The sequence below is a fragment of the Odoribacter sp. N15.MGS-14 genome, assembly GCF_000980245.1.
Classification (GTDB): domain Bacteria; phylum Bacteroidota; class Bacteroidia; order Bacteroidales; family Marinifilaceae; genus Odoribacter; species Odoribacter splanchnicus.
This window is the reverse complement of sequence record NZ_LARE01000004.1, coordinates 59734-75048: the sequence shown is the minus strand read 5'-3', so window position 1 is coordinate 75048 and position 15315 is coordinate 59734. Positions and strand designations below refer to the sequence as shown.

The following is a 15315-nucleotide window of genomic DNA, read 5'->3' as shown; positions in this document are numbered from 1 at the left end:
AACCCGTCAGGCAGAAAAACACCGACAAGTAAAATAGCAAAACCATTAATAGTAAGGATCTGATTTTCATCATGTTATATTATTTTATCTGATATTGTTCATCCATTCAAACTTAACTCCTGAGTTTATAGAAGAAAATACAAGGGTTATCTTCTTCCTGTATGGCAAATCCCACCTCTCTCAATTTGTTCAATTCTTGCCCGGAAACGCTTTCGGGTATCTGTTTTACAAAATTCTTTAACACGAAATTAGGAACTGTACCGACCAAATAATCCCCATCTGTCGTACAAATCCCCAGGAGAGGCAGATATTTCTGTTCGCCGGCATCATTATAAAAGTAGCGTCTACCCGCATTTTTCCGCTTATCCACCAAAAAATACTGATTCTCACCCGCTTCATTCAATAAAATATAATCCCTTGTTTCACAAATACTTTTGAAACCCGCAAAATACCCCTCTTCAGAAACGTTAAAGTAGGTCATTATTGAAAAGTCCGTTTCGGCATTCAATCTTTTTTCGGATAAGATTTTTTTATCCATCCGGATAGAAATAATAGGAATCAAACTGGAATCGGTACAAGTATATAGCTTATTGTCAAAAGGAAGAAGCATCTTTATCGTGTCATTATTGAAAGCAACGGTTTCCTGTCCCGTAGGCATGGCCGTATTTTTAGTATGAAGTGAAGATCGACACAAAAATTGACGTATTCCTGTTTCGATATTAATCATGGAATAGGTTTGATTAAAGTTATTATAAATATAGTTATTGCATAACAACTTATCATTATCTGCCAAATAAGCGGTATGAGCCATGTAAAAGGAACGGGATGGGTATTTTTTCATATAAAGGTAAGTGCCGTCCAGGCGATAGGTCAACACTTTATCCAAGACTTCATCCACGATATTGATTGTATGAAGAAAAGGATTGATAAAAATAGTACTTATACGTAGATATTCTCCGGCTCCCCGCCCTTTTACTCCTATGGGATACAAAAATTTTCCAGAATAATCAAAACACAAAAGCCGGTCATTGTCATGTATAAATATAAGGCTATCAGACACTAATAACCGGTCTATACGAGACAAGACACTACCGGAAGTAGTTTCAAGAGGAACAATCCGAAATGAATCCACCTCAATATTCTGCCCGTTCACCAAAGGTTCCTCGTCATATCCAATTACCACTTTCAAATTCTCGTACAAGTGGTCCCCTTCACTACAGCTCAAACACAAACCGATAAAAATTAATAATATAATTCTGATTTTCATTCTATAGTCAAATTTGGGAAACAAAGGGACGGGGGTAATGTTTCATACATAACACCAGAAAATTGCTCAAAATGAATAAATCACAATACAAGGATTGCTATCTTCCTGTATGCCGGAAAATTCTTCTCTCATCCGTTGTATCTGTTTGGGATACTTCTCTTCAAAATTGACATATTCATTTCCTCCTTTCAAATACGTACACATATCCGAGGCACTGACAGAGGTTATTATATAATCCGAAGTGATGTCAATCATACGCCCAAAGGAAATAAAATACTTTCCGGTATAAGCCGTCAGTTCACAAACCTGAGACTCCCGATTGTTCTTATTATACAGGCACAAGCGATTCTGACCGGCTGCCAGCACCCAATAAATATAGAAATCCGGAGTTTCCTGGAATTTCTCTATGGTTGTAATATAATCCGGATTGCGTGTATATTCTTTGTACTCATCATATGAAAGTTGTTCCGCTGGCAAATGAAATTTTCCAAAACGTACCGTATGGTCAACACACATATCCTTCCCCTGGCAACGATAAATGTTAAAGTCTGTAGGTGCTATATAATACAACGAATCCTGGTATGTGGAAAGCGAATGGATACTGGCCATTTTACTTTCCCAGCGGGAGTCTATTTTCATATACTGACTTTCGATTTCGTACCGGGAATTCATTGCCCACAAATTGTATGGTTGGTTTTTATCTTGCGAATAGTTGCCCATATATCCGATGTAGCCGTTTTCCAATGAGACCATTTTAACAAATGCTTTCGGAAGACGGATAGTCTTTACCAAGCGGTATCCGTCCACATCAAACACCAATAGCTTTTCGTCTATTCTTGACAATAAATTCAAGGTCCGGTTCCGGGAATTGATAAACATATCGGATAATTGCAAATATTCTTCTGCCCCGCGTCCTTTCCTGCTTATTTTATGCAACAATTTACCCTGTAAGTTAAAAATATAAACCGCTTGCTCAGGAGAAAAGGTGGCGACATACAGACGGGTTTCGTAAAAGATGACCTTATCAATCTCTCCTATCAGAACCGAGTCGTTTGTTTCCAAAGGAACAATAGTACAATCTTTTAACAAACCCATTGTATGAACATCCTTCATCTCTTGAGTGAAATCGAAATGGATGCAACGAGACACTCCAGATGGTTTAGTCCGACAACCGGATAACAAAATGATAATGGCAATCATTACCATACAACTTAACTTTTCCATGATGAAAACAACATTATTTCTATTTCTTATCCTGTCTTCCCCCCCTTTTTATGGTTAAACAAACCCAATAAATATAGACATCTATTTATATCGTATATCCCTTTTCATTATTTGATTTATATACTTAACAAATATTATTCTATATTTCTGAAAAGAAGACAGCCAAAAGTCCGAAAAGGGTAGTTCGGGAAATGATTTTTACAAATAACGTTATTTTTATATAAAATCAACCCATTGATGAAATTAATAATTATATTCAAAATAGGTATACCATTGATATTTAACGACTTAAATATATTCAAAAAACAATTCTCAATTTGCATCCGAGCGAATACGGCGGTAAATCGTTTCGTGGGAAATATTCACATCATTGAATTCTGTCAATACATCTACCCTATTTTCATTAACCGAATCGCCTCTACGATACCCTCGTAATCGTCGGGATGAAACCAACGGATATCGTCGTCGCGCCGGAACCAGGACAATTGTTTGCGGGCATACCGCCGGGAGTTGCGCTTGATCAGGCGGACGGATTCGGCATAATCGGTCTTTCCCTCGAAATAATCGAACAGTTCTTTATAACCTACGGTATTCAAGGCATTCAAATGACGCAAAGGCCACAACCGCCGGGCTTCATCTTCCAGTCCTTCCTCCAGCATCAGGTCTACCCGCCGGTCGATCCGGGCATACAACTCTTCTCTTTCGCGGTTCAAGCCGATACGGACAATACGGAATCCCCGGTCTTTGGGGGTGTTTTTCCGTAGCGAAGAGTAGGGTACGCCGGCCATGCGACACACTTCGACAGCATGGAGCACCCGTTTTCCGTTGTTCAGATCGACCTGTCCGTAAAATACAGGATCCAATTCTTTCAGCATCTGCCGGATACTTTCCAAACCTTCCCGTTCATATACCTCCATCAGCCCGGTTCTCAATTCAGGAGAAATGGTCGGAATATCGTCTATACCTTTACATACGGCATCGATATACAGCATCGATCCACCGGTCATCAGGACCACTTCCTTCTCCTGAAATAATTCCCGGATCCGCTCCAAAGCCTGCACTTCGAATTGCCACGAATTATAATAATCGTGCACCGAGATCGTTTGAATAAAATGATGCCGAACAGCAGCCAATTGACCGGGTGAAGGCACTGCGGTCCCTATCCGCATTTCTTTGTAGATCTGCCGGGAATCACAAGAAATGATTTCCGTACCGAACGTTTTGGCGATACCGATACTGAGATCCGTCTTTCCCACTCCCGTCGGTCCCAATAAAACAAGTAATGTTTTCATCCTGACTGATTTTCATGACAAAGGTTACAAGTGTCCGCATTCATTTTCGTGACCCTTGTAACCTTTGCAACCAAGTAACTGAAAAAACTATAGTTTATCTATATAATCATCCAGACTTTCATAGCGGTCGTCATACCCATCGTCGTCGCCATAACTATCGTCCCTATAATCGTCGTCTTCATCACCGAAGCGAAAATCTTCGTCATCGTCGTCTCCTCCCCTTCTGCGGCGTCCGCTACCACCGAATTCCTCCATAAAACTATCGTCATATTCGTCGTCGTCTTTATCGAAAGCCCAATCTTCATTGACATCGTATTCCGTCTGATGAGGCAATTCTCCTTCGCAATAGACACACAAGGGCAAAACATCGGCAGAATCCCCGATATATTCCCCGGCATATTCGACTTTCAGATACTGATTGGCAAAGAAATCATATACATATTCCAATTCGATGCAACTGGCATTCACCACTTCACGGATGGTCGTGACATCCATCACCAGCGTATTATTATCTTCTTCATCGTCGGCCGACATTTCCATCAGAGCAATTTCTTTTCCCCGGTTTCCCATTTTATCCAAAGTGAAAAAAGAGGCCATCTGTGAACCGTCGAAGTTCAATGTTTCCACCAATTTATCGTGCAACTGCTGAAAAGTCTGCTCACCGTTAATAGCTATTTCACACCTAAAATCATTACTGTCTGGTTTACTGATCTCAAATCTGTAGTCCATATTATTAAGTTTTTATAATCCAAAACTAGCAATACCTATGCCGGCAACAATTCCCATTAATACTAAAAGTAATACCACGACCACAACCCCCGCAATGCAGATGGAAATAATCCCGCACACCCGGCCTGCATTCACATTCTTGAATGAAGACTCGGTATATTCATCCGGCGACTGCAAATACAGTTTCCGTTGTCCCCCGGCCAAGACTACGGCAATGATCCCCAATATCAAACCGAAGAACCCGTAACACCAACAAAATATCAGGGACAGAATTCCCAAAACCAATACGACCGTCGCATTGGGCAGGTCCTTTTTCGCTCCATTCATTATTTCCATAATACACTGATTATTAAATTTATATTCTGTTTCCTGTTTTTACCTTCCCTCCTCATTTCTTCTTCGGTTTATCGCCTGGTTCATTAAAGCAAATATGAAATTAAAATTATTATCAAACAAACAAAAACGACATTTTTTAACAACCCGGCCAACATTTTTTTCATATCGGTTCCTCAGGAATAAATTCGAGCTTAGGATACGACGACAGGCCGATAAGGTTACAGGAACAAGCATACAAATCAAATCACCTGCCCCATTCTTATAAACCGGAATACATAAACGAGGAGAATCGTAGCGACACAACAAAATCCGGTTCCTTTCAAAAAGCCGGCAGAGATCTTTCTGATCCCACAACAACGTCCGATCAGAAGCAGGCCGAATGCGAAAAGGGGAACTATTCCCGGCCAGCTAACGACCGCTGCCTGTATATTTCCTTTTAACAGGAGTAACAGCGCAGTCTGAAATCCGCAACCAGGACATTGGATCCCCCAAATCTCCCTGAAAAAACAGGGCAACCGATGTGCCTCCAGCCATTCGATCATGCCGTTATACGCTTAATTTCCCCGGATTACCCCTTCGAGAATATCCATCGCTTCTTTCACCAGATTGAGGTTGGCCTGAGTCCCCATATGTCCGATACGGAAAACTTCTCCTGCCAGACATCCGTAGTTTCCGCCGACCACCAGGCCTTCGGCCCGCAAACGTGTATCCAGGTTCTTCCAGGATATTTTCTGCGGAACGTAGACTGCCGTCACTGTAGGAGAAGGTACAGCATCCATTGCCGGATATAATTTCAATCCCATTTTAACGATCCGCTCCCTGCAATATCCGGCCACTTTCTGATGACGTGCGATCACTTTGCCCAATCCTTCTTCCAGAATCAGTTCGCAAGCCTTATTCAACTGTGCGGTTCCTTGCCAATAAGGAGTATAAGGGAAATAAGCATTTTTTACCGCTGTACGGAAAGGTAAGAGGGCATCGTACCCCACATATCCTACTTCTTCGATTATTTCCCACGCCCGGTCGCTCACCGACAAAAAAGACATCGAAGCCGGTGCAGACAAACATTTCTGCGAAGCCCCCAGACAGAGGTCGATATGCCATTCATCGGTTTTGACTACGCTGCCCCCTAATCCGGAAACCGCATCTACATATAATAAAGGTACGGCATATTTTTCTTTTAAGGCCCCGATTTCAGCCACGGGATTCATCGTCCCGCTCGGCGTCTCGTTTTGTACCATCGTAATCATTTTCGGCTGGAATTCCCGGATAGCCTTTTCAATCAGATCAAAATCGGTAAAGGTCTCGTCGAATCCGAATCCGACCGTCCTTACCTCACAACCGATAGCCTCCGCCATTCCCCCCATACCGTAACCGAAAAGCCCGGTCGACAACACCAACACTTTATCCCCCGGCAACAAACAACTCTTCAAAGCACTCCAAAGCGCCAACATCCCTTCACCGGTTTGTATAACGACACTATTTTTCGTCTGCATGATTTTACGCAGCGATTTTTCAGTGGCCTTATACAGCTCGATATACTCTTTTTCCAGGTCGGCAGAACCGAAATTCTCCTGTCCTGCCTCCAAAACTTCCCGGGATACAGAAACAGGTCCCGGTACCATAGGAATTCGATATATTTTCATCGTTTAAAGTATTTAGTAACTAAAGTAAAAACATACAAAAATATTCTTTTCACCTGAAATAACGCTAAAATAAAAAGAATGATTCAAAATTATCCATATTTCATGATTTTTTCTAATTTCGCATCATATGCAGTAACCCGAAAACGACATAGTAGAATTGAAAAAAGGAAACAAAGGTTTTCTGGCACAGTTTTTCGTTTTTAGTTGATAAATAGTATATATTTGTAGCTTGAAAAGTTATAGTCAAAAATGTTAAAAACGGAACAGGTAGTAAATAAAATTATTGAAGCGCTGGAAGATAATAAAGCGCACCGGATTGTAAAAATCGATTTAAGAAAAATAGAAAACTGTTTTTGTAGTTTTTTCGTAATATGTCATGGAACTTCCGGCACGCATATTGCAGGGTTAACCGATGCTGTTGAAGAAAAAGTGAGAGAAGATCTGGATGAAAGGCCTTTTCATATCGAAGGATTGAATGCAGCACAATGGGTAGTCGTCGATTATGGGGATATTGTCGTACACATTTTTGAAAAAGAATTGCGCGACTATTATCAATTGGAAGATTTCTGGGCAGATGCACAGATCACCGAAATAGCCGGAGAGCCGGAAATGCTCACTTATTCCGGTTATCATACGACAAACGGAACAAATTGAAAACAGTAAAGAATACAAATATTGCGAACATACCAAATGGCAGACAACAACGAAAACAAGAAAGACGGAGGATTCAATTTTCCTCCAGTAGGGGGAGGTAAAAATATCAAAGCTCCGAAATTCAACGGATATTGGATGTATATCATACTGGCAGTCATTATTATCGGATTTCAATTTTTCAATATGAATCCCGATCCGGTAAGGACAACCTGGCAAGAAGTCAAGACTAAAATGCTCGAAAAAGGTGATATCGAAAAGATTACGGTCATCACGAATAAAGGGCAAGCCCAGGTATATATGAAGCCCGATAAGATCGAGAATTACTCCCAATTGAAATCGCAGGGGTTCAAAAATTCCAGTCCCGGTCCTCAGTTTTACTTCTCACCGGGCCCGTTGGAAACTTTTTCCAAAGAATTTTCCGAGCTCCAGGAAAAGACTCCGGCAGCAGCGGATATCAAGATCGACTATGATCAGGAATACGACGGTTGGGGAAACCTCTTCTCTATCTTCTTCCCGATCGCTCTTTTGGTATTTATCTGGATTTTCTTCTTCCGCCGGATGAGTAAAGGGGGCGGAGGTCCCGGAGGAGTCTTCAATGTCGGCAAATCACAGGCCAAGTTGTTCGATAAGGACACCCACATCAAGATTACCTTCAAAGATGTAGCGGGATTAGCTGAAGCCAAACAAGAGGTGGAAGAGATCGTTTCTTTTCTGAAATCTCCGGATAAATATACCAAATTGGGGGGTAAAATTCCGAAAGGAGCTCTCTTAGTAGGTCCTCCGGGAACCGGAAAAACGCTGATGGCGAAAGCTATGGCCGGCGAAGCCAACGTACCTTTCTTCTCGATGTCGGGTTCCGACTTTGTGGAGATGTTCGTCGGTGTCGGTGCCTCCCGTGTCCGGGATTTATTTAAACAAGCCAAAGAAAAAGCGCCTTGTATTATCTTTATCGACGAAATAGACGCCATCGGCCGGGCCAGAGGTAAAAACCCCAACATGGGCTCGAACGATGAACGGGAAAATACGCTGAACCAGTTACTGACCGAGATGGACGGTTTCGAGACCAATTCGGGGGTGATTATTCTGGCTGCAACCAACCGGGCGGACATTCTGGACAGCGCCTTGCTTCGTGCCGGACGTTTCGACCGCCAAATCTATGTCGACCTGCCGGAATTGAAAGACCGGGAAGAAATTTTCAAAGTGCACCTGAAACCGTTGAAACTGGCCGGAGATGTGGATATCCCTTTCCTGGCCAAGCAAACGCCGGGTTTCTCGGGAGCCGATATTGCCAATGTCGCTAACGAAGCAGCTTTGATTGCAGCCCGTAAAGACAAAAATGAAGTTGAAAAACAGGATTTTCTGGATGCAATCGACCGGATTGTCGGGGGGCTGGAAAACCGTAGTAAAGTAATAAAAGTAAGTGAAAAGAAAGCCATCGCTTATCACGAAGCCGGCCATGCTACCGTCTCCTGGTTGCTCGAACACGCCCATCCCCTGTTGAAAGTGACTATCGTACCCCGGGGTAAAGCTTTAGGAGCAGCCTGGTATCTTCCGCAGGAACGTCAGATCACGACAAAAGAACAACTGCTGGATCAAATGTGTTCTGTATTGGGAGGACGTGCAGCCGAAGAACTCACTTTCGGTCAAATCTCTACCGGAGCACAAAACGACCTGGAACGGGCTACCAAACAAGCCTATGCGATGGTTACCATTTTCGGTATGAGCGAAAAGATCGGTAACCTGAGTTATTACGATTCCAGTGGTCAAAGCGATTTCAGTTTCACCAAACCTTATTCGGAAAAGACCGCAGAACTGATCGACAGTGAAGTAAAAGAACTGGTTGAAAATGCTTACAACCGAGCCAAAGAATTACTTAAAACTCATCAGGACCAACATCGGCAGGTTGCAGAGTTATTGCTCGAACGGGAAGTTATTTTCAGTGACGATCTGGAACGCATCTTAGGGAAACGCCCCTGGAAAGACGATGAAGAAGAAGAAACGAAGGAAGAGAAAACAGTCGAAAATGAAATAAAATCGCTATGAACGATTGGGTAGTTATTTTCGAAACCGGCCAGCTCTACCGGGCAGAGCTGGTTAAAAGTTTGCTTAACGATAACAACGTAGAAGCAGTGATTCTGAATCAGAAAGACTCCTCTTTTAAAATAGGAGCGATCGAAGTCATGGTTAAGAAAGAAGATAAAGGGAAAGCAGCAGCAATCATAAAATCAGTCAATTGTGAATAATTTCGGTAAACGGGCAATCAGCGGATTCCTATTTGTGGTGATACTAACAGCATGTATTTATATACATCCATTTTGTTTTTTTGCACTTTTTTTTATTATAAACATTATCGGATTACTTGAATTCAGCCATATGGCAGAGGTGATTCATATCCGGGTCAACCGTACCATGTGTATCCTCAGCGGGAGCCTGCTTTTCATTTCAGGGTTCATTCATAACTATTTCGGTTATAAAGAAGGTTATCTGTTTTTCTTCAGTGCCACATTCTTTATGGGGATTTGGGAATTGTACCGGAAGAGTACCCATGCTTTTCAGAATATGGCTTTCGGGATTTATGCTCTGTTTTATTTCACCCTGCCCTTTACTTTGCTGATTTACCTCCCCTACTTGTGTACGGGCAGGTGGCAACCGGATATTATCTTCTTTCCTTTCTTATTGGTATGGTTCAATGACACTTTTGCTTATTTATTCGGTTCGAAATTCGGAAAGCATAAATTATTTCCCCGTATTTCGCCTAAAAAATCCTGGGAAGGAACCATCGGAGGCGGACTCACGACACTGGTCGGCGGATTGCTTATCGCTCCCCATATCGAAGGTTTGTCTTATATCGATACCACCGTTATCTCGGCCATTGTCATTGTATTCGGTAGTTTCGGTGATCTCGTAGAATCGATGTTCAAAAGATGCATCGAGATCAAAGATTCGGGACATATCATGCCAGGTCACGGTGGGGTATTGGACCGATTGGATTCGATTTTGTATGCTTTGCCTGTAATCTTCGTATATATCGCCTTTAAATTCGGTTGCTGACCTATAGTAAACCGAATTTATTCGTTCGGGATATTAGCTTTTAAATTGAAAATTGATACCTTTGCGAGCTGATACCGTATAAATATTTAAAGTTAAAAATATGACCATACATAAAGCTGGATATATCCTGTTATTGAAAATTTTAATCGTGCTGATTATCCTTAATCTGGCATCTTTTTATTTCATCAATAATACCTCTATTGTCTATACAATTCTGGGGATTACGGTGGTTATGTATCTTCTTGTCGTCAATTTTTTCCGTTTTCCGAACCGGGTGATCATACAAGACGACAACACGATCTTAGCCCCTGCCGATGGAAAAATCGTCGTGATTGAAGAAACCGAAGAACCGGAATATTTTAAAGACCGCCGTCTTCAAGTCTCTATTTTTATGAACATTTTCAATGTACATATCAACTGGTTTCCCGTAAACGGTGTGATCAAGTATTTCAAATACCACAAAGGCAATTTTGCAGCGGCTTATCTACCCAAATCCTCGACCGAGAACGAACGGACTACCATCGTTATCGAATGTAATAACGGTAAGACCGTCCTGATGCGTCAAATTGCAGGGGCTATGGCTAAACGTATTGTCTCTTATACTCCTGTCGGAGGACAGGCCCGTCAGGATCAGCACGCCGGTTTTATCAAATTCGGTTCGCGGGTAGATCTTTTTCTTCCTCTGGGTACCCAAATAGAAGTGAAATTGGGACAAAAAACGACCGGTTCTCAGACGATAATCGGAACCTTTAAATAAATTTCAGATTTACGGACGACGATTCGGATGACTTTTCCCATCGGAAATCCCAGTTCTAAAGTCACAAATCAAATTAATCATGTCAACACAATCAGCAGTAAAAGTGGTAACCACCCATGTTTTATCGGAGATGAAACTCAAGGGTGAGAAAATCAGTATGCTTACTTCATATGACTATTCTATGGCCCGTATCGTCGATCAGGCAGGCATAGATGTTATCCTGGTCGGCGACTCGGCTTCCAATGTAATGGCAGGCCATGAGACAACCTTACCGATCACCCTCGACCAAATGATTTATCATGCCGCTTCGGTAGTCAGAGGAGTAAAACGGGCATTGGTTGTTGTAGACATGCCTTTCGGTAGTTATCAGGGAAATAGCAAAGAGGCCTTAAACTCAGCCATCCGTATCATGAAAGAAACGGCTGCCGACGCCATCAAACTCGAAGGAGGAGAAGAAATTCTCGAATCTATCCAACGTATCCTGTCGGCCGGAATTCCGGTTATGGGCCATCTTGGACTTACCCCCCAGAGCATCCATAAATTCGGGACCTATGCCATTCGCGCCAAAAAAGAAGAGGAAGCGGAAAAATTGGTTCACGATGCCCATCTCCTGGAAGAAGCAGGTTGTTTTGCCATCGTGCTGGAGAAGATTCCGGCAGCTTTGGCAGCCAGAGTCGCCCAAGAAGTCAGTATTCCCGTCATCGGTATCGGTGCCGGTGGCGGTGTAGACGGACAAGTCCTGGTCATCCACGATATGCTCGGTATCAATCAGGAATTCTCTCCCCGCTTCTTACGGCGCTATCATAACCTATATGCAGAAATCAGCGGTGCTGTCGGCAATTATATCGCCGACGTAAAAAGCGGTGATTTCCCGAATGAGAGAGAACAATACTAATAAAGTTATAGGCTATAAGCTAAAAGCTAAAATGTTTATCTATCTTTTATTTACTTTTAGCCTATAGCCTTTAGCTTACAGCATCTAGCTTATAGCATCTAGCTTATAGCATCTAGCTTATAGCCTATAGCCTTTAACTTATATCTTTTATTTATGTTAGAAGTTTTATACGAAGATAATCATATCATCGCCGTCAATAAGAAAATTTCGGATATTGTACAGGCAGATAAAACCGGAGATACCCCTTTGAGCGAAGAAGTAAAGGCGTATATCAAGAAGAAATACAACAAACCGGGAGAGGTTTATCTGGGTATCCCCCACCGGGTGGATCGTCCTGTCAGCGGTGTCGTGATTTTTGCACGCACCAGTAAAGCCCTCACCCGGCTGAATAAAATGTTCCAGGAACACGAAAAGGAGATCAGCAAGATCTATTGGGCTATCGTAGGCAATTTGCCGGCCGAGGATCATGCCGTACTCACCCACTATCTGATGCGTGATCCGGAAAAAAACAAATCGCACGCTTACAACCAGCCCAAAGCCGGAGCCAAAGAAGCCACCCTGGAATACAAACTACTCGGAAGTTCACAACGTTATTACCTGCTCGAAGTGAAGCTTTACACGGGCCGGCATCACCAAATCCGGTGCCAATTGGCTAAGATCGGTTGTCCGATCAAAGGAGATCTGAAATACGGTTTTCCCCGTTCGAACGAAGGAGGAGGGATCAATTTGCATGCCCGTTCGATCACTTTCAAACATCCGGTGAGCCAGGAAATGATTACCATCACGGCAAAACCTCCTTTGAACGATCCGCTTTGGAAAGTATTCTATGAAGGAATGAAAGAATAAATTTTCTCTATCGGCTCATAGAAACATAAGATCGGAATCTTTACATTCATTGCAGATATTCTTTTATTTTTGCAAATAAAAGAATAATATGAATCAATAAAATGGAAAGACTATGAGTGAAATTATTTGCCACTGCTTTGAAGTAAGCAGAGAAGAAATTGAAAATGCAATTCGTGAAAAAGGATTAAAAACCGTTGAAGAAGTAGGCGAAGTGACGAACGCAGGAACCGGTTGTGGCGGCTGCCAGGAACAGATACAGGAGATTCTGGACGAAATCAATGGGAAATAATCTCCCTTCCAGCAATAACAAAATATCCCGGATAATGAATTTTCATCCGGGATCTTTCTGTTATTGTGTCGCTGAATAACTTTTAGCGGTTCAACCAGTCCCGGAACTCGCGAATGCGGTCGGCACTGACGATAGCTTCTATATTTTCAGGAGGCAAAGGAGATAAACCGATTTTTATGCGGTTGTTGGAATAACGGATCATTTCTTTGATAGCAGAAAAGCTCACTATAAACTTCCGGTTGATCCGAAAAAAGATTTGGGGATCCAGGCGTTCTTCGAGTGCAGCCATCGTCTGATCGAGGATATACCCTCCCCCTTCATGGGTATATAACATCAGGTATTTTCCATCGGCCATAAAATAAGCGACTTCTGCCACCGGTACGGATTTGATCTTCGTTCCGATCTGCACCAAAAAGCGCTCCTGAAATCGGACCGTCCGGGGTGCTTTCTTTTCTTTTGCAAACCAATTCCGCACTTTTTCCAACGCCCGCAGTATTTCCTCTTCGTCAAAAGGTTTCAGGATGTAATCTATTCCCTGGCTCTTGAAAGCTTGCAAAGCATATTCATCATAAGCGGTAATAAAAATGACAGGAGCTTTGATCTCTACTTGTCCGAAAATATCGAAACTACGTCCATCTCCCAAATGAACATCGCTGAAAATCAAATCTACCTGATTTTCTTTCAGCCATTGTACACTTCCCCGTACAGAATCCTGACGGGCAACGATTTCTATTTCCGGTGCCAACTTTTTCAGAATACTTTCCAATTCACGGGCAGCCAAAGCTTCATCTTCAATAATAATTGCAGTCATATTGAAATATAGGATCGCCCGAAAATACGAAAAAAGGACTTGCCTGCCAAGTCAAAGTTTTTTATTTTATAAAAAAAACGGTAACAACCGTATTTCTTTACCATTTTTACTGTTGTTACCGTTTTATCCGTTGTTACCGTTTCAACTCAACCCTAATTATTCAATTCCGGATTATTCTGAATCGCTTCTTTCGGATAAGGAATAATATACTTGGGATCGTCCTGCCGGATCGTAACCGTAAGCGAATTCCAATCGGCATCCATATAGTTTTTTATAACCTCCGGGCGGGTTGTTCTACGAAGATCGAACCAGCGATGTCCTTCGAATACCAGTTCCCGGGCCCTTTCCTCCATGATATCGGCCAACAATTGTTCCTGATTCATGGTTTCGATCTCTGCTTTCCGTTCGTTATAATAACTTTCAGCCAGACGCTTCTGAAGCAAGGTCAACAGATATTCTTTGGCTGCCGGCAGTTGTCCTTCGCGGTGAGCAGCAGCTTCGGCAGCAATCAGCCAAAGCTCTGCACTCCGGAAAGTGACCTTCTCATTCTTATTCCCTCCTTTATTACAATACCAGGTTCCGTATTTATCGACCAAATAATTTCCCAGCCGGGCATCTACATATTTATCTCCCTCTTTTATCTGATTAAATTTTCCGCTGATATTATCCAATACGTACATATCTTCTTTCATTACGGTACTGGATACCGTTTCCAAAGCAAGTATCGCTTCTTTCGACGTATAAGTCCAAGGTTGGGCTTCGGTAGTCGTCAGATCCTCCAGCGGACAAGCCGCCAGCAGACTTTCGGCTGTCTCCTGAGCCTGTTTCCAATCCTGATGATAAAGATATACCCTGGCCTGGAAGGCTTTCAGCGCTTTCTTCGAAAACCGGTACAGATAAGCACCCGTCTGTTGCTCCACCTGCATATATTTCTCCGCTTCCTGTAAATCGGCGAACACCTGTTCATATACCTTTTCCACAGTAGTAGGTATAAACGACTGTCCGATATCGATCTTTAAAGAAAGCGGAACGGCTTTATCTGTTGCCGCAGTAGCCGGATCATACCATTTGGCATACAGATTGATTAAATCGAAGTGAACAAAAGCCCGGAGACAATAGGCTTCAGCCAGCAATTGCTCGCGGGAATCCGTCGTGACATCCGCCCTGGCCTCCATCACTCCTTCGATAACCGTATTGGCATAAAAAATCATATTATACATAGCCGTCCAGGGATAAGTCTCGGTTAAAGGATCCGGATTCTCATCGTTCAAAGTGGCCAAGTCAATGTAATTATCGTAAGACAACCCATACAAATCCGGAAATACTTCATCGGAACGTACCATCAGATAGCGGCGGTATTGGGGATAGGTACTATAAGCCGTAGTCAGAAGGGCCCGATATTCCGAAACTTCATCCGGAATCACCTTTCCGACAGGATCGACATCGACATAATTACATCCTCCCATTCCCAGTGAAAAGACAGCGATCAATAGGATATATATTCGTTTCATATTTTTA

Annotated in this window: 17 protein-coding genes; 8 read left to right on the top strand and 9 right to left on the bottom strand. The window is 42.5% G+C overall.

What is annotated here, in order from left to right; genetic code table 11:
- Positions 1-112: 112 nt before the first annotated feature.
- The 7 genes from WS34_RS01650 to WS34_RS01620 all read right to left on the bottom strand — a co-directional run bounded on the left by WS34_RS01650 (position 113) and on the right by WS34_RS01620 (position 6494).
- Positions 113-1267 carry a DUF4934 domain-containing protein gene (locus WS34_RS01650; protein ID WP_046402711.1) on the bottom strand — a complete coding sequence of 385 codons (1155 nt, stop codon included), beginning with the start codon at positions 1265-1267 and terminating at the stop codon, positions 113-115.
- Positions 1268-1333: 66 nt separating this feature from the next.
- Complete coding sequence (locus WS34_RS01645) at positions 1334-2491, bottom strand: DUF4934 domain-containing protein (RefSeq protein ID WP_286693585.1); 1158 nt, start codon at positions 2489-2491, stop codon at positions 1334-1336.
- A gap of 389 nt (positions 2492-2880) precedes the next feature.
- The gene (miaA, locus tag WS34_RS01640; protein WP_046402708.1) at positions 2881-3783 is read right to left on the bottom strand and encodes a tRNA (adenosine(37)-N6)-dimethylallyltransferase MiaA; all 903 of its coding nucleotides are present in this window, start codon (positions 3781-3783) and stop codon (positions 2881-2883) included.
- Between the two features lie 87 nt (positions 3784-3870).
- Positions 3871-4512: an IS1096 element passenger TnpR family protein gene (locus WS34_RS01635; RefSeq protein ID WP_046402706.1), complete on the bottom strand. Its 642-nt coding sequence runs from the start codon at positions 4510-4512 to the stop codon at positions 3871-3873.
- 12 nt (positions 4513-4524) lie between these two features.
- Complete coding sequence (locus WS34_RS01630; RefSeq protein ID WP_013610844.1) at positions 4525-4848, bottom strand: CCC motif membrane protein; 324 nt, start codon at positions 4846-4848, stop codon at positions 4525-4527.
- A 239-nt stretch (positions 4849-5087) separates the two neighbouring features.
- Positions 5088-5390 (bottom strand): DUF2752 domain-containing protein, encoded by a 303-nt coding sequence (locus WS34_RS01625; protein WP_046402705.1) that lies wholly within the window; start codon positions 5388-5390, stop codon positions 5088-5090.
- 12 nt (positions 5391-5402) lie between these two features.
- On the bottom strand, positions 5403-6494 hold the full coding sequence (locus tag WS34_RS01620) for a pyridoxal-phosphate-dependent aminotransferase family protein (protein ID WP_022160718.1): 1092 nt from the start codon (positions 6492-6494) through the stop codon (positions 5403-5405).
- Positions 6495-6743: 249 nt separating this feature from the next.
- Between WS34_RS01620 and rsfS the strand changes: the two genes are divergently transcribed.
- From rsfS to WS34_RS01580, 8 genes are all read left to right on the top strand, one after another.
- Positions 6744-7148, top strand: coding sequence for a ribosome silencing factor (gene rsfS, locus WS34_RS01615; protein WP_013610841.1), 405 nt, complete (start codon positions 6744-6746; stop codon positions 7146-7148).
- 135 nt (positions 7149-7283) lie between these two features.
- Entirely contained in the window at positions 7284-9191 is a 1908-nt protein-coding gene (ftsH, locus tag WS34_RS01610; protein ID WP_228026222.1) for an ATP-dependent zinc metalloprotease FtsH, read from the top strand.
- The gene (locus WS34_RS01605; RefSeq protein ID WP_013610839.1) at positions 9188-9391 is read left to right on the top strand and encodes a putative signal transducing protein; all 204 of its coding nucleotides are present in this window, start codon (positions 9188-9190) and stop codon (positions 9389-9391) included. Before ftsH ends, WS34_RS01605 begins: the two co-directional genes overlap by 4 nt.
- Complete coding sequence (locus tag WS34_RS01600; RefSeq protein WP_013610838.1) at positions 9384-10199, top strand: phosphatidate cytidylyltransferase; 816 nt, start codon at positions 9384-9386, stop codon at positions 10197-10199. The genes WS34_RS01605 and WS34_RS01600 overlap by 8 nt, the downstream gene beginning before the upstream one ends.
- Before the next feature lie 100 nt (positions 10200-10299).
- Positions 10300-10956: a phosphatidylserine decarboxylase family protein gene (locus WS34_RS01595; RefSeq protein ID WP_046402702.1), complete on the top strand. Its 657-nt coding sequence runs from the start codon at positions 10300-10302 to the stop codon at positions 10954-10956.
- Between the two features lie 79 nt (positions 10957-11035).
- On the top strand, positions 11036-11851 hold the full coding sequence (panB, locus tag WS34_RS01590) for a 3-methyl-2-oxobutanoate hydroxymethyltransferase (RefSeq protein WP_022160720.1): 816 nt from the start codon (positions 11036-11038) through the stop codon (positions 11849-11851).
- A 153-nt stretch (positions 11852-12004) separates the two neighbouring features.
- Entirely contained in the window at positions 12005-12697 is a 693-nt protein-coding gene (locus WS34_RS01585; RefSeq protein WP_022160721.1) for an RluA family pseudouridine synthase, read from the top strand.
- A 112-nt stretch (positions 12698-12809) separates the two neighbouring features.
- On the top strand, positions 12810-12986 hold the full coding sequence (locus tag WS34_RS01580) for a (2Fe-2S)-binding protein (protein ID WP_022160722.1): 177 nt from the start codon (positions 12810-12812) through the stop codon (positions 12984-12986).
- A gap of 82 nt (positions 12987-13068) precedes the next feature.
- On the opposite strand, the gene WS34_RS01575 is transcribed toward WS34_RS01580, so the two are convergent.
- Together WS34_RS01575 and WS34_RS01570 are read right to left on the bottom strand one after the other, a co-directional pair.
- A complete protein-coding gene (locus tag WS34_RS01575; protein WP_013610815.1) occupies positions 13069-13797 on the bottom strand; it encodes a LytR/AlgR family response regulator transcription factor in 729 nt (242 codons plus the stop codon).
- 152 nt (positions 13798-13949) lie between these two features.
- A complete protein-coding gene (locus WS34_RS01570) occupies positions 13950-15308 on the bottom strand; it encodes a RagB/SusD family nutrient uptake outer membrane protein (protein WP_046402698.1) in 1359 nt (452 codons plus the stop codon).
- Between the last annotated feature and the right edge of the window lie 7 nt (positions 15309-15315).